The organism is Sulfitobacter sp. UBA1132, assembly GCF_002311545.1.
Lineage (GTDB): Bacteria > Pseudomonadota > Alphaproteobacteria > Rhodobacterales > Rhodobacteraceae > Sulfitobacter > Sulfitobacter pontiacus.
In genome coordinates this window covers 115,766-133,559 of sequence record NZ_DCAN01000011.1, presented here as the reverse complement: position 1 = coordinate 133,559, position 17,794 = coordinate 115,766, and the positions used below count along the sequence as shown (strand labels likewise).

General features: G+C 61.3%; 15 protein-coding genes. 2 read left to right on the top strand and 13 right to left on the bottom strand.

All coding sequences use genetic code 11. The annotated features are described in order from the left end of the window. Positions 1-236: 236 nt before the first annotated feature. Positions 237-6,062 carry a DUF6923 family protein gene (locus B4F27_RS08255; RefSeq protein ID WP_286759397.1) on the top strand — a complete coding sequence of 1,942 codons (5,826 nt, stop codon included), beginning with the start codon at positions 237-239 and terminating at the stop codon, positions 6,060-6,062. 135 nt (positions 6,063-6,197) lie between these two features. Here B4F27_RS08255 and B4F27_RS08250 read toward each other — a convergent pair whose 3' ends face one another. From B4F27_RS08250 to B4F27_RS08240, 3 genes are all read right to left on the bottom strand, one after another. Next, the gene (locus B4F27_RS08250; RefSeq protein WP_286759396.1) at positions 6,198-6,956 is read right to left on the bottom strand and encodes a glutaredoxin; all 759 of its coding nucleotides are present in this window, start codon (positions 6,954-6,956) and stop codon (positions 6,198-6,200) included. Positions 6,957-6,963: 7 nt separating this feature from the next. After that, positions 6,964-7,440, bottom strand: coding sequence for a DUF305 domain-containing protein (locus tag B4F27_RS08245; protein ID WP_009826428.1), 477 nt, complete (start codon positions 7,438-7,440; stop codon positions 6,964-6,966). Positions 7,441-7,584: 144 nt separating this feature from the next. Further along, positions 7,585-8,082 carry a lactoylglutathione lyase family protein gene (locus tag B4F27_RS08240; RefSeq protein WP_074635437.1) on the bottom strand — a complete coding sequence of 166 codons (498 nt, stop codon included), beginning with the start codon at positions 8,080-8,082 and terminating at the stop codon, positions 7,585-7,587. Between the two features lie 93 nt (positions 8,083-8,175). Here B4F27_RS08240 and B4F27_RS08235 point away from each other — a divergent pair, with 93 nt between their 5' ends. Continuing rightward, the gene (locus B4F27_RS08235; RefSeq protein WP_286759395.1) at positions 8,176-9,060 is read left to right on the top strand and encodes a LysR family transcriptional regulator; all 885 of its coding nucleotides are present in this window, start codon (positions 8,176-8,178) and stop codon (positions 9,058-9,060) included. A 20-nt stretch (positions 9,061-9,080) separates the two neighbouring features. Here the strand turns inward: B4F27_RS08235 and B4F27_RS08230 are convergent, their stop codons facing one another. The 10 genes from B4F27_RS08230 to B4F27_RS08185 form a co-directional block, all read right to left on the bottom strand. Continuing rightward, positions 9,081-9,488, bottom strand: a complete 408-nt coding sequence (locus tag B4F27_RS08230) for a universal stress protein (RefSeq protein WP_037963283.1) — start codon at positions 9,486-9,488, stop codon at positions 9,081-9,083. Between the two features lie 87 nt (positions 9,489-9,575). Further along, entirely contained in the window at positions 9,576-10,328 is a 753-nt protein-coding gene (gene fnrL, locus B4F27_RS08225) for a transcriptional regulator FnrL (RefSeq protein WP_286759604.1), read from the bottom strand. Between the two features lie 48 nt (positions 10,329-10,376). Continuing rightward, on the bottom strand, positions 10,377-11,552 hold the full coding sequence (gene kynU, locus B4F27_RS08220) for a kynureninase (protein WP_286759603.1): 1,176 nt from the start codon (positions 11,550-11,552) through the stop codon (positions 10,377-10,379). An 11-nt stretch (positions 11,553-11,563) separates the two neighbouring features. After that, positions 11,564-12,394: a tryptophan 2,3-dioxygenase gene (locus B4F27_RS08215; protein ID WP_286759394.1), complete on the bottom strand. Its 831-nt coding sequence runs from the start codon at positions 12,392-12,394 to the stop codon at positions 11,564-11,566. Continuing rightward, positions 12,391-13,161, bottom strand: a complete 771-nt coding sequence (locus B4F27_RS08210; protein WP_286759393.1) for a GntR family transcriptional regulator — start codon at positions 13,159-13,161, stop codon at positions 12,391-12,393. The genes B4F27_RS08215 and B4F27_RS08210 overlap by 4 nt, the downstream gene beginning before the upstream one ends. Positions 13,162-13,268: 107 nt before the next feature. Then, a complete protein-coding gene (locus tag B4F27_RS08205) occupies positions 13,269-14,228 on the bottom strand; it encodes a 2-hydroxyacid dehydrogenase (RefSeq protein WP_286759392.1) in 960 nt (319 codons plus the stop codon). A 3-nt stretch (positions 14,229-14,231) separates the two neighbouring features. Further along, entirely contained in the window at positions 14,232-14,393 is a 162-nt protein-coding gene (locus B4F27_RS08200) for a hypothetical protein (RefSeq protein WP_200867175.1), read from the bottom strand. A gap of 12 nt (positions 14,394-14,405) precedes the next feature. Continuing rightward, positions 14,406-15,752, bottom strand: coding sequence for an amidase (locus tag B4F27_RS08195; RefSeq protein WP_286759602.1), 1,347 nt, complete (start codon positions 15,750-15,752; stop codon positions 14,406-14,408). A gap of 4 nt (positions 15,753-15,756) precedes the next feature. Then, positions 15,757-17,175 carry a TRAP transporter large permease gene (locus B4F27_RS08190; protein WP_074635428.1) on the bottom strand — a complete coding sequence of 473 codons (1,419 nt, stop codon included), beginning with the start codon at positions 17,173-17,175 and terminating at the stop codon, positions 15,757-15,759. Beyond that, entirely contained in the window at positions 17,172-17,756 is a 585-nt protein-coding gene (locus B4F27_RS08185; protein ID WP_074635426.1) for a TRAP transporter small permease subunit, read from the bottom strand. Before B4F27_RS08185 ends, B4F27_RS08190 begins: the two co-directional genes overlap by 4 nt. Positions 17,757-17,794: the final 38 nt, after the last annotated feature.

The following is a 17,794-nucleotide window of genomic DNA, read 5'->3' as shown; positions in this document are numbered from 1 at the left end:
CAAGGGACTATGGATTAAAGGCTTTTTCGCATCGCGCCGCCTACCGATTCTGGGTGGGACGCTCTCGAAAGTATAGGGCGCTATTCTGGAAGGCAGGGGGATTGTACCTGCGCATTGTCGCTCGCGTTAACCTTGTATGAGAACTTTAGACATATCCCGGGGGGCAGGAAAGACGGCGAGGTCGTCTCCGGCCAATGTACAAGGTGTTTGGGACACCGCAACAAGAGGTCCGTCTGATGTCGATTTCAAAGTTAACCTTTACAAAACTGAATTGTGCCGCCGCTTTGGCGGCTCTGGTCGTTACAGGCGCTGGCCAAGCTGATGCCGGCGAGTTCGAACTCGATTGGGGCACCTACGACTGGCCCGGCGGCAATCTTGGCCCGCTGACACGCACCCTGCGGGACCAATACGGGTTCGAGGTTGACCTGACCTTTGAACATACAGGCAACTACACCGCCTTCAGCGGGGAAGGGACACCCAACGATTCTGCTATCTTTGGGGGCAATGTGGAATCGCTCGTGGTCATTTCGGACGCGCCGCGAAACCGCGGGCGTTTCGGGGATGCGCGGACGACTTCCTCTATTTCCACCAGCTCGGGCGGGGTCGCCTTTCCGATCGACAATCTGCAGATCGACATTTTGGATATTGACGCCAGCGATAGCAACGCCGGGTCTGACCGTTGCGATTTTGTAACCGCCTTTGGTGACAACGGCAATCCGACGCTGGCACCTGTAAGCGCCGCACCCGCGGTGCTTGTCGGTCCCGGTCCCGGATCTGGCTTCACCGGCACCATCGGCGCGAACCAGGCGCAATGTATCTATGTCGAAGGGTTCGGGGCCTCGCCTACATCGAACAATGATGACACTGGCACCGTGCGGGCGACCTTCCCTGACAGCACCTCGACGGTCACCTTCTGGTATGATGAAACGATCGGCAACGTGCGCAATTATAGCCAGTTCACCAATTATGACCCCGCCCCGCGGGGTATCGGGATGTTTGGTGCGGCAACGTTCAATGTGGATCAAAGCATTTCATTGACACGTACCGCCAGCCCCAGCACAGGGACGCAGGGTGAGACTGTGACCTATACCTACACGGTCACAAACACCGGCGCGCTGCCGTTCAACACCGGGCAGGACATTGTGATCGACGACGATCTGCTGGGGCCTGTGCTCTGCCCCGCGATCACCACGCCTGTCGCCCCGGGTGGAACGGTCGTCTGTCAGGAGGACTACACCATTCAGGCGGCCGATGTGCTGACGGGGTCTGTGGACAGCAACGCGGTTGCGGGCATTGGCCGTATCGGCCAGCCTTTTGTTTCACGGTTGCAGTCGAATTCTGAATCCCTGTCCATCGTCAGCAGCGTGCTGTCAGGCGAGACCGGTTCGCAAAGCTGCACGCCTCAGTCCGTCTTCCGCCAGCCATCGACCCAATTGGCAGGGTCCGGCAGCCGGACGAATGTAACCCCGTCAGACATCTTCCTGTTCGACGACGTGACAACCGATATCAACGGCAACCCGATCGATGTCGTCATGCAGGTCACGAGCATCAACAATGCAACCGCGCTTGAGCTGGACACCTCGCTTGAGGCGCGCATGACGCCAGAGGACGACGCATACATCACCTACCGTCTGCGACTGGTCCAGGATGGCACGGCCACGGCGGCCAACCCGCAAGGTCTGGCCATTGACCAAAGCCGCATCAACGGGGTCATTGTACAGCAAACGGATGTCGACAGCCGCGGCGAGGGCGATGACTCTTCGGATGTGGTGGGCTCGCTCACCAATCCGACGGTGACCTCCTTCTTCAACACCGCGCCCTTGTCCTCCTTTCCCGCCGGACCGAACGCGATCGCGATGGATCCTGCAAAGGTGGGCGACCCGTTTGATTGGGAAGACGAGCCGAATGAATCGAGCTTTGACAACTACGCCACCTATGAATTCAACACCTTCGTCGAAGCTGAATTCATCCACGGCTACACGGGGACATCCGACCGTAGCGCGACGCGCGGGTCCGGCATCCAGCTTTGCGCAATCTCGAACACCTCGCCCGATATTGTTGCGCAAGACGACGACTATACCGCGTCGCCCGTGAACACCTTGCTGGGCGGCACCGCAGGCGAAGTCATGTCGAATGACACAATCAACGGCTTGCCCGCCGCCTTCCCGACCGCGACACTGACTGTATTGACCGAAGCCGTGCCGCAGAACACGGGCGATCCTGTGCCGATTCTGGAAACAGCCGGTGCCGAAGCCGGTCGCGTTATTGTGCCCGCGGGCGTTCCCGCTGGCGTCTACACCATCGAATACCAGCTCTGCGATGCGCTGGACCCCGCAGATTGTGATCGCGCGTTGGTCACGGTGGCGGTCTTTGCCGGGCTGGGTGTGGACTTTGGCGATGCACCGCTTAGCTACCTCACACCGACCCACGGCGTAGATGGGTCTCCGGGTGTGTATCTGGGCCTGATCGAGCCGGATATCGAACTGGTTGCACAATCGGATGCCACGGCAACGGCGGATGACCTGATCGGCACCGACGACGAAGACGGGATCACCTTTCCCGTCCTGACCCAAGGCACGATCAGCACGCTCGACGTAACCGTAACAGGCAATGGTAACCTGCAGGCCTGGATCGATTTCAACGGCGACGGTCTGTTCGAAGAGACACTTGGCGAGCGTATCGCGCTTGACCTCAAGGATGACGGCACGCAATTCGACAATGTCGCGGGCGATGGCGTGATCCAGATCGACGTGACCGTGCCGTCGGATGCGACCACATCGACCACCTACGCGCGCTTCCGCTACGGCTCCGAGACGGGGTTGAGCACATCGGATTTTGCCGTGGATGGCGAGGTAGAGGATTATTCGCTGGTCATTGCGGCTGCTGATCTGTCCGACCGCGGCGATGCGCCCGCGACCTATGGCGATCCGCGTCACATCGTGGTCCAGGACATCTATCTGGGTGCCGGCGAACCCGACACGGAACAGACCCCTCAGCATAGCCCCGATTCCGATGCGGATGACCTGTCGGGCTTTGACGACGAGGATTCCATCGCGGTCTTTCCCATCCTGGAGGCCGGCACAACCGTGCCCCTGACCATCGTGACCCATGAAACCCTGAGCGCTCAACTTGCCCTGGGCATCCCGGTAACCGCGGGGATCACAAACCTGCAGCTTTGGGTCGATTTTGACCAAAGCGGCACCTTCGATCCTTCCGAACACATCGCGGTCGACTACCGTGATGGGGGCGCGGGCGATACAGATGGGGTGTTCAACAACCAGATCACCCTGAACATTCCTGTCCCTGCGAATATCACCAGTGGCTTTACCCATGCACGTATCCGCTGGTCGACCTCCAGCGCCGTCGCGGCAGACCCTTTTGATGGTCTGAATTTCGACGGCGAGGTCGAGGACTACAAAGTGATCCTCTCGGCAGGGGCGGTGCCCTTTACCTGCGATGGCTCGCTCTATCGTGTGACGCAGACGGATACGCAGCTGCAGCGGCTCAGCTTCGCGGAAAGCGCTAGCGTGTACAGCATCACCGCGACCGACATCGGTACCCCTGCGGGCGTGCAGTATGACGGCGGCTGGGGCTATAATGCGCTCGATGGGTTGTTCTACGGGGTGCGCGCCGCCACGCGCGAGCTGATCCGCCTGGACTCCACCGGCAACTACGAGGTCGTCTCGACCCTCCCCGCGTCGGCGGCGGTGGGCTCCACCGCGGGCGACATTCTGCCCAACGGGGTGATGGTCTATCGTGTGAACGGGGCCAACGCGTTGCAGTTGCTGGATCTTTCCGATCCGTCCGCCCCCGTTGATCTGGGCCTGATCACGCTGTCGGCTGCGGTTGAACCGTCGGACATCGCCTATAATCCGAACGACGGCATGTTGTACGGTGTCAACGAGGCCTCTGACCGTCTGTTCTATATCGACCCTGCGGATGGTACGTCGGGCACCCGCGCGCCGGTTGAATTCGGCCCGACCGCCTGGACAGGGTCCTATGGCGCCGTGTGGTTCGATTTCTACGGACGCATGTACATCAACCAGAACGCCACAAACGAGGTCTATGAGGCCGACGTGGGACTTCAGGGCTCCGGCTCGGGCGGGGGTCAGTTGATCGATACGGTGCCTGTCGGCGAGGGTGGCCTGAACGACGGTGCCGCCTGCCCTTCGCGCTTTGGCCCGCTGCCGCCCGAAGGTGACCTGTCCGGCGTCGTCTACCGCGACACCAACTACTCGGACAGCTACCAGCCCGGTGAAACCGTGCTCAGCGCCGTGACCGTGTCCCTGTACGACGACAATGGCACAGCCGACACCGCGGATGACACGTTCCTGACCAGCGTAGAGACAGCCAGCAACGGCACCTATCTCTTCTCTGACCTGTCTGCCACAGCGACCTACCGCGTAGAGGTCGACGCAGCCGATCCCGACATGCCCCCCGGGCTTGTGGCCGGTACCGTGAACCCGCAGACGGGCGTATCAATCACCGCCGGCAGCGTGCGCACCCTTGATTTCGGGTTTGTGAACGGCGGGGCGACGGCGGACCTGTCCCTGACCAAGGGCGTGTTCGACACCAGCGGCCAGCCGGTGACCCAAGCGGGCCCGGGCACAGAGCTTGATTTCGTGCTCACCGTGACAAACGACGGCCCTGACGGCACCACCGGTGTGCGGGTCCGTGACCTGATCCCCGACGGGTTCACCTTTGTCTCTGCCACACCGGCGGATAGCACCGATACCTATGACGCCAACACCGGTACATGGGACGTCGGCGAGGTGGCCAATGGCGCGAGCGAGACCCTGACCGTGCGCGTCACGATGAACGCAACAGGCGAGCATACCAACGTGGCCGAGATCATCGCCTCTGACCTGCCGGATCCCGATAGTGATCCGCTGGTGGGCCCGCTGACGGACGATCTGGGCGACGGGGTTGCCGATGACGACGAAGCCGCCGTGAGCGTGAGTTTTGCCGGATCCGGCCCAAGCTTGTCTGGTAAGGTCTTTATCGACAATGGTGCAGGTTCCGACACAGCCTATGACGCGCTGCAAGGGGCCTCGGAAGCCGACACTGGTGCGGCCGAAGTCCGGATCACCGATAGCAGCGGCACGTTGATCGGGTCGCCGCAGGTTGCCAGCGATGGCAGCTGGAGCCTGACCCTGCCCGAAGGCTTTGCCGATGACGTCACCATCACCGTGGTCCCGGACAACGGCTTGCTCACCGTGTCGGAAAACCCCGGTGCCCTGCCCGGCCTGGTCAACCCGGCCAGCGGCGATGGCACTTTTACCTTCACGCCTGCGGCGGGGACATCCTATCCTGATCTGGATGTCGGCCTGATCGAGGACGCTCGGCTGAGCGAAAGCCAGCAAAGCGCGATCCGTCCGGCACAGGTGGTGACCCTGCGGCATGAGTATCTTGCCGATGCAGAAGGCTCTGTGGTGTTTGACACCGATATCCAGTCGATCACCGCGCCGGGGCTCTTTTCCGTCGCCCTGTTCGAGGATGCCGCCTGCGACGGGACGGCCACCAGCCCCATCACCACCGCCCTGCCCGTGACCCCTGACACGCGTATCTGTCTGGTGGCTCGTGTCGCCGCCTCGGGTGCGGCGGCACCGGGATCGACCATCGCCTTTGATGTGGTCGCCGACACGACCTATGGCGCGACCGGCGCGACCGAGCAGGACCGCAACACCGATCTGGTGCGGGTAGAATCCTCCGAAGGGGTGCTGAAACTGCGCAAGACGGTCCGCAACGTCACCCAAGGCACGCCCGAAGGCGTCAGCAACGGTGCCGCTGCGGGGGATGTGCTTGAATATCGCATCTTCCTCGACAACCCTGGCGAACTGCCCGCGACCAACATTGTGATCCACGACCGCACGCCGCCCTACACAGAACTGGCATCCGCCATCCCAAGCCCCGTCTCCATCGGCGGCAATGTGGTCTGCACGATGACCACGCCCGGGGCGGATACGGCGGGCTATGCGGGGGCGCTGCAATGGGATTGCACCGGATCACATGAACCGGGTGCAACGGGGTCTGTGTCCTTTGAGGTGCGGATCGCCCCCTAAGGCGGCGCTTGTCAGGCACGGAAGGGGGTGCTTCCCTCTCCCCATACGAACGAAAATCCCCCCGTACCGCGGATGCGGCGCGGGGGGATTTGCAATAGGAATAGGCACTAAGCCCGCTGAGCAGGTGCCAAAAGATCACCCGAAGAGCCGTACCAGCATCCAAAGCCCCATGCCCAGCATCATCACGTTCTCGGTCAGCGACACAAAGCCAAGCGGCACATTGCTACTGACGCCCACGCAGGCGCATTTCAGCTCGCGTTTGTCGATATAGACCGCCTTGATCACCGAGATCGCCCCGATACCACCGATCACGATCGCGATCGGTGCCGCCAGCCACAGCAGCGCCCCTGCGGTCATGGCGATGCCTGCAAAGGCCTCTCCGAACGGGTAGATCTTACCGTAGGGTACCCAGCGTTTTGCCAGCAGGTCATAGTTCAGGAACATGGTCGAGAAACTCTCGATATCCTGCAACTTTTGCACGGCGAGGAAACACATGGAGATCGAGATAAACCATTGGAACGCCCGCACCGTAAAGATGCTTTCGAACGCAAACCACGACAGGCCAAGCGCCATCAGAAAGGCGACCGAGAAGATGGCGATCACCGGCTGGTACGACGTGTCAGATTGCTGATCCTTGGGTTGGTCCAAACCGAAATAGACCCGCAGATCGTCATAGCCGCCGATGCGTTCCCCGCCGATAAAGCTCTGCGGCGTCGTTTCGACATCATGCTTCGCCTTGAACGCGTCTGTCTCTTTGCGCGTTGTCAGGTGGTGATCCTCGACCTCGAAGCCCTGACGCTCCAGCAGGTCTTTCGATTTCAGACCGTAGGGACAGGTGTGGTCGGGCATCACCATACGGTAGAGTTTTGCCGGTTGTGTCTGCTGTTGCGTCATTGTGTCCTCACTTCCCGTCGATTTCCGGTGTTGCGGCTGGCCCGCCTTCAAGATCCGCGATCAGGGCCTTCATCTCGTCGATCTCAAGCCGTTGCGCTTCGATGATATCATCCGCCAGCTTGCGCACCCGCGGGTCCGAGATATTGGCGCGCTCGCTCGTCAGGATCGCAATGGAATGGTGCGGGATCATCGCACGCATCCACGCCGTATCATCGACCGTGGACTGGCTGCGCACCAGAAACAGCGACACCGCAAAAACCAGCGCACTGCCTGCAAAAATCGCGATATTCACGCCACGGTTGCTATACATCCCCAGCATAAACGCCAGCATGATGACCGCCATCACCGCGCCCATATACAGCGCCATATAGCTGCGGGTTTCGCTAAAGAACACGTGATCGATTGCGTAGGTGTTCAGATACATTAAGCCGAACATCACCACGGTAGAGGTGATGATCATTGCAAAGAAGCGCCAGTATGACATGGGATAGACCTTTCGTGATGTTGCTATGACAACAAAACCGCCTTCCCTCGCAGGAGGGTTCCCGCCGACCTGCATTATTTGACATATCTTGCGCTAATGACTGCGGGCGAAAGCCCTGCCCTCGCCCGCAGAACAGACTTGGGATTAGCTATAGGCACCGGCGGAATAGGTCAGCTCGTAGCTGTGGCTGTACAGCTCGAACACGATGCCAAAGGGGTCTTCGACATAGACCATGCGATAGGGTTTATCATCGGGGAAGTATTCGCGCACCGGCATCCGCTGCTTGCCCCCTGCCGCGACAATCTTGGCCAGCAGGTCTTCGAGGTTGGGATCCTGAATGGCGAAATGGAATGTGCCGTGCTGGCGGAAATTCAGCGGGTCTGCGGGGGCGTGGTTGCCGTCAAATTCAAACAATTCGATCCCGATACGGTCTGCCGTGGCAAGATGCGCGATACGCAGGCGGCCCCAGCCTTCGCCAAAGACATCGGTACACATCTGCCCGATATCGCTGCCGTCTTCGACAACCTCTGTCGGTTGCATGATGACGTAGAACCCCAGCACGTCGGCGTAGAATTTTACGGCTTGGTCCAGATCGGGCACGGAAAGCCCGATGTGAGAGAAACTGCGTGGTGTCGGTGTCATGGTCTATCCTTTGTTCTGTGATACCCCGTGATTTAGGTGGACCGCGCGCAAACATAAAATTATCATATGGAATTAAATTGATAACTTTATGGAATGGTCCGCGTGTTAAACGCCTCCTGGCTCGAAACCTTCACGACCCTGTGTGACATCGGGCATTTCACCCGCACCGCAGACCGGTTGGCGATGACCCAGCCGGGGGTATCGCAGCATATCCGCAAGCTGGAACAACAGGTCGGCCAGCCGTTGATCCTGCGCGAGGGAAAGTCGTTCACCCTCACCCCCGCCGGAGAAGAGCTGCTGTCGATCGGCCGTGCCCGCCGGACAGAGGAGCGCGCCTTGCGCGAAAGGATGCAGCGCGATGATCCTTTATCCGGCACGGTCCGGATCGGTTGTTCGGGCAGCTTTGCGTTACGGCTGTATCCGCATCTGATCGCGCGGATGCAGCAGGCCCCGAAGCTCAGGATGCATCTCAGCGCCGCCCCGCAGGCGCGTATACTGGCGGATATACTGGCAGGGACGCTTGATCTGGGCGTGGTGACCGCGGTGCCCGATATGCCCCGCGTTCAGGCCACGCCCCTGTCGCAAGAGGAACTTTGCCTCGTGCTGCCCGCCACCTTTAACGCGGCGGATCTGACGCTGCAGAAGCTTGATGACTTGGGGTTCATCGCGCATCCCGATGGCAATGCCTATGCCGATGATCTTCTCGGGCGCAACTTTGATGACTACCGCGGGGCAGAGCATTTGCGGCTGCGCAGTTTTATCAACCAGATCGGGCAAATCCCCCTGCCCGTGGCCCAAGGACTGGGGTATACCATCCTGCCGCGATCAGGGGTGGAGGGGTTTGCGCACCGCGACGCACTGGCGGTGCATACCCTGCCCCAACGGCGGTTTCACGACCTCTGGCTGATCGCACGTAAAGACCGCGCCGCATTCGCCCGCGTTGCCGCCACCGCCGACGGCATACTCGGGCTGCAATAGCGCGTTGGCGGTGCCCCGACCTATCTGACCACATGCACCGCGCATTTGGCGTGACGCACCACATATTGCGCGACCGACCCCAGCAGGATGTCAGACAACGCGGGCTGATGCGACGCGATCACGATACAGTCGGTCCCGTTTTCCTCGGCCCAGCGTGTCGCCCGTGGCCCGGCGCGCCCGTCCGCAATCGCTGTCGCGGCCCCCGGCACGCTGAGCGCCAGCGCATCCAGCCGCGCCTGTACCGCCTCGCGCGTGGAGGTCACGATGTCGGTGGGGATGTATTCGGCGACATAGACCGGCACTGCCTCTATCACGTGCAGCAGGGTCAATCTGGCGTCCGGTGCCGCCAGCGCCTGCGCCGCATCAAAAGCGGTCTGGGTGATCTCGGGGGTCTCGAAAACAACGGGGATCAGGATATTCTTGTACATGCTGCACTCTCCTATGAAGGTGCAGACAAGGAACGCCTTGGGGTGCCCTGCGGCATTGATACAGATCAAATCAAAGGGAATATTTCCCTAGTCGCAATCATCGCCCGAGGCCGCGTGCAGCGCGTCCACATCGGCCACGCGGAAACGGCGACGGTCGACGAAGCTCAGGATACCCTCTTTCTTCATCGCGCCAAGCTGGCGGCTGACCGTTTCAAGCGTGAGCCCCAGATAGTTGGCGATCTCGTGCCGTGTGAGAGGCAAGACCAGCTCTTGCCCAGGGGTATCCGCATTGGCCAATTGCTGCCGCCGCGCCAGCATTTCAATGAAGGTCGCGATCTTTTCGCGCGCGGTTTTGCGCCCGAGCAAGAGCATCCAGTCACGCGCCGCGTCCAGTTCATCGAGGGCCATCTCCATCAGCCTTTGGGCGATATGCGGCGTGGTCTCGATCAGCGCCTCGAAGGGTTTGCGCTGGAAGCAGCACAGCGTCACATCGGTAACGGCGACCACGTCAAAATCAATCGCCGCGCGGCCCGGACGGCCGATGAAATCCGACGGGAAAAGCAGCCCCACCATCTGGGTGCGCCCGTCCTCCATCGTTTTGCCAAGGCTCGCGACGCCCGACACGACCGACGCGACATAGGTCAGCCCGTCGCCACGCCAAAGCATCGGATCACCCGCCTTGAACGACCGATAGGTCTTGATCTGCTCCAGCATCAGCAGTTCATCATCATCGCACCGCGCACAAACGGCGCGGTGGCGGATTGGGCATTCACTGCATTTCGGGCGCGACTGAAGATCAAGCATGGCGCGATCATAGCGTTCATTCGCGCGGACCACCATCACCAAGACGCACCGCCATTGCGCTGCGTCCCGATGTCGCTTGGCCCTTCAGGTCACGTTGCGCTTCTGGTGATATTCGGGCCGGTCCCAACTGCGGGTCGCAAGGATGTCGGCAAGGATGTCGACCGCGCCACGTACGTCACCTTCGTCGATGTACAAGGGCGTGAAGCCAAAGCGCATGATGTCAGGCGCGCGGAAATCGCCGATCACGTCCCGTGCGATCAACGCCTGCATCACCGCATACCCATTCTTTGACGCGAAAGACACCTGACTGCCGCGCTGGTTTGCATCCCGTGGGCTGGCGAGCACAAGCTCGGGGCATTTTTCTTCGACCAGCGCGATGAACAGCTCGCTTAACGCGACAGACTTTGCACGCAGCTCGGCCATATCCACCGCGTCCCAAAGCCCAAGCGCATGTTCCAGCGCGGTCATCTGGATCACAGGGGGCGTGCCGACGCGCATGCGTTCGATGCCCGCAGCGGGGCGGTATCCGGTCTCGAAGGCAAAGGGCGCATCATGCCCCAGCCATCCGGCCAAAGCGGGCTGGACGTCCGCGACGATATCAGGGCGCGCATAGATGAACGCAGGGGCCCCCGGCCCGCCGTTGAGGTATTTATAGGTGCAGCCGACGGCGAATTCCGCGTCGCAGGCCGCCACATCGACGGGCACCGCGCCTGCGCTATGGGCCAGATCCCACAGCATCACCGCCCCTGCCGCATGGGCCGCCGCGGTCACTTGCGCCATGTCATGCATGCGGCCCGTGCGGTAGTCGACTTGGGTGATCATCGCGACAGCCACGTCATCGGTCATGGCGCTGGCGACATCCTCGGGGGCGACGATGCGCAGCTCGTAGCCTTGCCCCAACTGCTGGATCAGCCCCTCGGCCATATACAGGTCCGACGGGAAGTTGCCGCTGTCCGACAGGATCACCCGCCGGTCGGGGCGCATCTTGAGAGCGGCAGACAGGGCCTGAAACACTTTCACCGACAGCGTGTCGCCCATGGTGACCGACCCCTCGGGCGCGCCGATCAGGCGGGCAATGCGGTTGCCGACCCGTGCGGGCTGCGCCATCCAGCCGTCAAGGTTCCAGCCCTTGATCAGATGCGCACCCCATTGCGCCTGCACCACATCCTGCACCCTTTCGGCCGTCCCCACAGGCAGAGGCCCAAGCGAGTTTCCATCAAGGTAGATCATGCCCTCGGGCAGGGAAAAGCGGTCTTTCATCGGCAATCGGGTCACAGGGCACCTCGTACGTTCCAGAGTTCGGGAAAAAGTTCGACCTCGAGCATCCGGCGCAGGTATTTCACCCCCGACGTGCCGCCCGTGCCGCGTTTGAAGCCGATGATGCGTTCCACCGTGGTCACATGGTTGAAACGCCAGCGGCGGAAATAATCTTCGAGATCGACGAGCTTTTCGGCCAGTTCATACAGTTGCCAATGGGCGCGCGGGTCTTGGTAGACGCGCACCCATGCCTGCATCACCGCGTCATCCGCCGCATGAGGCGTGTCCATCGCATAGGCTTGCGGGTCAAAACTTTGCCCCGTTGCCTCTGCCAGCAGATCAAGCGTCACATGGTACAGGGATTTTGTCCCCAGTTCCTGCGTCAGCATGCGGTGCAGTTCGGGGCGATGTTCATGCACTTTCATCATCGCGCGGTTGCGGTTGCCGAGGATGAACTCGATCAGCCGGTATTGATGCGACTGAAACCCCGAGGACGCGCCGAGGTCGTCGCGAAAATCGCTGTATTCACTGGGGGTCATGGTGCGCAGCACATCCCACGCGCTGTTGAGCTGTTCAAAAATGCGCGCCACACGGGTCAACATCTTCATCGCAGGCGCGAAATCACCCGCCGCGAGATGGGTGCGCGCCGACGACAGCTCGTGCAGGCACAGGCGCATCCATAGCTCTGAGGTCTGATGCTGGATGATGAACAGCATCTCGTCATGGGCGTCGGATTTGCAATTCTGCGCCCCGAGGATCGGGTCGAGCGACAGGTAGTCGGTATAGGACATATCCTTGGCAAAGGACATTTGCGCCCCTTCGTCAGCGGGGTTGTAGCCGGTCATGCGGGGTGCTCCGATTGGGGGCCGAGGGTTCTTGCAAAGGGTGAATGCGCCGGCATCAGCGTCGAAAGCTCCTCGAAGGCGGCGATGCTCAGGCCGGTGTGATGGCGAAAGGCCGCAAGTGCCGCCGCCGGATCATGATCAACTGCTGCCTGATAGAGCGCGCGATGCGGCTCTAGCGCCATACCGGCAGAGAATACCTCTGCCGCTTTGGCCGCCAGCGGGGGCGCGCTTTGGGTCAGATCGCGCAGGCCTGCCTGAATAAAACGGTGGTAGCGCCCCAACTGGTCCTGCAACTGCCCCGCAAACCGCGCCATCCATTCTGACCGCGCCCCCGCCACCAATGCCTGATGAAAGGCCAGATGCCGCCGCGTCCATTGGGCCAGTGCCTCGTCATTATGGATCACCGAAGGCACGGGCGTTTGCGACAGGTGGTGATAGGCGCCGATCACCCCTGCCTCCCACGCGTCATCGGCGTGGCTGACGGAATGGGCCAGCATCGCGCCTTCGATGGCATCGCGGCTGCGTTCCAGGTCCAGAAGATCGGCACGGGTCAGCGGGGTGACGCAAAAGCCCTTGTTATGCTCGGGCACGACAAGCTGTTCAGCCGCCAGCCGGTTCAGACATTCGCGCAGCGGCGTCAGGCCGATGCCATAGCGTTCCGACAGGGCCGGTAGGCGCAGCGCCATGCCCGGTGGCAGATCCAGTGACAGGATATCATGGCGAAGCCGGTCAAATAGAATGTCCGATTTCGATTGCCGAAGTGTCATGATGCGCCCCTTTCGAAACACACCATGACAAATAAATACGATCATGTAAATCGTATACGATTTTTTTCAGCGTAGGTCCGCATTGAGTTCTTCGGACCGTTTCTAGACTACAGCGCGTTCGGCGGGGACTCTCCACGGAAGAACGCGTCAAGATTATCCAGCGCCTTGAACCCCATCGCATCGCGTGTCTGCACCGTGGCGCTGCCCACATGGGGCATCATCATCACGTTGTCATAAGACGCGAAGGCCGGATTGCCCCCCGGTTCGGTGACAAAGCAATCCAGCCCCGCCGCCCCGATATGCCCCGCATCCAGAGCGTCGACCAAAGCGGCCTCGTCGATCAGATTGCCGCGGGCCGTGTTGACCAGAACCGCCCCTTTGGGCAGCTGCGCCAAACGGTCGGCGTTCATGAGCCCGACCGTCTCGGGCGTTGCGGGGCAATGGAGCGACAGGAAGTCGGACACGGCCAGCAGGCTTTCCAATGTCTCGTGATAGATCGCGCCGGCTTCATCCTCGGGCGAAAGACGGCTGCGGTTGTGATAGTGGATCTCCATATCAAAGCCGCGCGCCTTGCGGGCAAAGGCACGGCCCACACCGCCCATCCCCACGATCCCCAGCCGCGCACCGGTCATCTGTTTGCCCACCAGAAAGGCCGGCGACCAGAAATCCCATGTGCCGGACCGCACAGTCCGGTCCCCCGCGACCGCATTGCGCGCAGCCCCCAGCATCAGCATCATCGCCAGCTCTGCCGTGGCATCCGACAGCACATCGGGCGTATTGGTCACGACGATCCCCTTGCCGCGCAGCGCGTCCAGATCGCAATGGTCCACCCCGACCGAATGGTTCGCGACGATTTTCAGCCGCGGGTCGAGCTGCGTCACGACATCTGCGCTGAAATGTTCGGAGTGGCATGGGATGATCCCGTCGACGGATGCGCTCATCCTGATGATATCCTCTGCGCTGCCGGGGGTGTCGGCGGCATCCCAGATCACCTCGTAGTCGCGGCGGGCGCGTTCCAGCGTGGCATTCGACAGGGTGCGGGTGATCCAGATCACGGGCTTGGACATCGGCTAGTCTTTCTTGTTGCGACTGGAGGTGAACAGATCAAAGGCGATGAACGCCAGCGTGATCGCCACGATGATCACCAGATCGGGGCTGGGCACCTTGACCGCCAGGATCAGCAGAAAGGTGGTGATGGTCGCAAACGCCACAAATGCGAGAAGTCGGTTCATATCAGATATCCTTTATGCAGAGGCACCGGCGGCCCAGTCGTTCAGCCATTGTGCCGTGCGCAGCAACCGCGCGTCATTGTGGCGAGCGCCGACCAGTTGGACGCCCATGGGCAGCCCTTCGGTCGAGGTGAAAAGCGGCAGGTTGATGCAGGGCGTGCCGCAGAAGGTCCACAGCCCGTTGAACACCGGATCGCCCGTGGTTTCCAACCCTTTGGGTGCCGGACCGGGGGCCGAGGGGCACAGGATCACATCGCAGCGGGTGAACATCTCGTCCAGCGCGGCGTTCAGCACCTTGGGCATGTCGCGGGCCGACAGGTAGTCGCGGGCGGGCACGGCGTTGCCTTGCTCTATCGCGTCGCGGGTGATCGGCCCCAGCTTGTCCGCGCCCCGGTGCCAATAGGGGTAGTAGTGATAGGACATCTCGGCCAGATTGATCAGCTTGCGCTGGTCTGCTGCCGTGTCGAACACCGCTGGCAACGGAAGCTCGAACGCCTGATCGCCAAGCGCGTCCAGCAGCTCGGCAAAGGCGTCATGCAGTTGCGGCTCCGCATCCTCCCATCCCGGCGGGCGGATAAAGCCGAACACGGGCGGCAGCGGCGGGGCCGAGGTCGCCGCCGCATGTAAGGCGGGTGCGGCGCAAAGCGTGGTCGCGCTGTCTTCGTCATCCTGCCCGAAAAGCACCTCGGCAAGCAGTGCTGCCCCTGCGGGATCGCTGGCAAAGACCCCGATCGTATCAAGCGAGGGCGATTGCGTCAGAACCCCCCGCCGCGGAATCGCGCCGAAGGTGGGTTTATATCCGGTCACCCCGCAGAAGGACGCCGGACGGATCACCGAACCGCCGGTCTGGGTGCCGATGGCAAGCGGGACCATTCCGTCCGCCACCGCCGCGGCAGAGCCTTGCGACGATCCGCCGGGCGTATGCGCCAGATTATGCGGGTTCGCGGTCTTGCCGGGCTGCATGAAGGCAAGCTCGGTCGTGACCGTCTTGCCCATCAGGATCGCCCCTTCCTTGCGCAGCCGCTCTACCACAAAAGCGTCGCGCAGGGGCACGCGCCCCGCATCCTGAACGCAGCCGTTTTCCGTGGGGATGCGTTGGGTGTCGATCACGTCCTTCAGCGCGACCGGCAACCCGTGGAGCCGCCCCAAGGGACGCCCTGCCCGGCGATGCGCATCCAGCGTGCGGGCCTGTGCGCGCGCGAATTCGGGATCGAACCACGCCCATGCACCGACCTGCGGCTCGCGCGCCTCGATCCGCTTGATATAGCTGTCGACCAGCGCCAGCGCATCCAGCGCACCGGACGCCAGCCTGTCGCGCAGCAGCGTCACGCTGGGGGTGCCGTCCACCCCGTGACCTGTCATCCCATTACCGTCCATAGAACAGCTCCGGCAAATAGAAGACGATCTGCGGGAAGACATACATCAGCACCATCGACAGGATCACGCAGAAAAGGAACGGCATGACCCCCTTGAAGATCTGCGTCAACAGGAGCGACGGCGGCGCGATGCCTTTGAGGTAATAGGCCGACATCGCCATCGGCGGGGTCAGGAAACTGGTCTGCAGGTTCAGCGCCACGAGGATACCGAAGAACAGCGGATCAATCTCGAAAACCGCGAGCAGCGGCAGGAAGATCGGCACGAAGATGATGATGATCTCGGACCATTCCAGCGGCCAGCCCAGCAGGAAGATGATGAGCTGCGCCATGATCAGGAACTGGATCGGCGACAGGTTCATGGATTGCACGAACTCCGAGATCACATGCTCCCCCCCGAGGTAGGAGAACACGGCAGAGAAGGTGTAGGAGCCGACGAACAGCCAGCAGACCATCGCCGTTGTGCGCACGGTAAGATAGACGCTTTCACGCAAACGCTGCCATGTCATCGCGCGGTAGATAAAGGCGAGGAAGATACCGCCCAATGCACCGATGGACGCCGCCTCTGTCGGGGTGGCGAGACCGAAAAGGATCGACCCGAGCACAGCAAAGATCAGGAAAGCCAGCGGCACGAAAGAGGTGATGATCATCATCACCAGCTTGCCCATCGGCATATCCGGCACCTCATCCGCCGTAGGCTTTGGTGCCGACGATGGCTGCAGCAAAGACCGCCCGACGATATAGACCAGATACAGCCCCACCAGCGTCAGCCCCGGCAGCAGCGCCGCCGCATAGAGACGCACGATCGACACGTTGGTCGCCGCCGCATAGACGATCAGCATGATCGACGGTGGGATCAGGATGCCCAGGGTGCCGCCCGCACAGATGATGCCCGCCGCAAAGGACGGGTCATAGCGCGCTTTCAACATCGCCGGCAGCGCCAGCAGGCCCATCAAGGTCACAACCGCGCCCACGATCCCTGTCGCCGTCGCAAACAGCGCGCAGGTGATCAGCGCCGCCACCCCCATCGATCCGGGGACATTCTTGGACGCGATGTTCAGCGTGGTGAACAAACGGTCCACGATGTTGGAGCGTTCGACGATATAGCCCATGAACAGGAACAAGGGCACAGCCGTCAGCACCTCGTTCGACATCACGGTAAAGGTCTGGTTCACGAAGAGGTCAAATATTCGGTTGTTATAGAATCCCTCTATCCAACTCGACCATTGTTCCCATTGTCCGGCGGTTTCATCCAGCCGGTCAAAACCGCGCCACATGCGGCGCGCATCGAAATAGGCGTAGTAGCCAAAGCCGATGCCCATGGCCATCAGGGTAAAGGCGATCGGGAAGCCCAGGAAGACAAAGATGATGAACAGCCCAAGCATCATCAGGGCGATTTGCGGATCAGTCATGTGATATGGTCTTTCTCGGCCATGTTGGCCTGCTGGATCAGAAGGTCTTCGGTCTCGAAAACGTCTTCGTCCGCTTCAAGCCAGTAATTGTCCCGGATCGCGATGATGCAGCGGCATACCTGCGCGATCCCCTGGATAAACAGCAATATGCCCGCCGCCACGATCACCGCTTTGAACTGGTAGATCGGCACACCCGCGGGACTGTTGACGGAGACCTCTCCGTATTGCCAGGACCGCGCGGCGTATTTCCAGCCGGACAGGATCAGGGCCAGCACACCGGGGAAAAAGAAGACGATATACAGGACGATATCGATCTTGCCTTGGGTCTTGGGTTGCAGCAGCCGGTACAGGAAATCGCCCCGCACATGCCCGCCACGCGACAGCGTATAGGCCCCGCCCATCATGAACAGCGTACCGTACATGATAAAGGAAACGTCCAGCGCCCAGGCCGTCGGGCTATTGAGCACATAGCGTACGAAAACCTCGTAGCCCGTGCCGATGGACATCAGCAGGATAAGCCACGCGAATGACTTGCCAAACCATGCCGACAGGCTGTCGGCGAACCGTATAAATGAAATCATGATGTCCCCATGCCTCGTCTGAAACCCCGGCACACAAA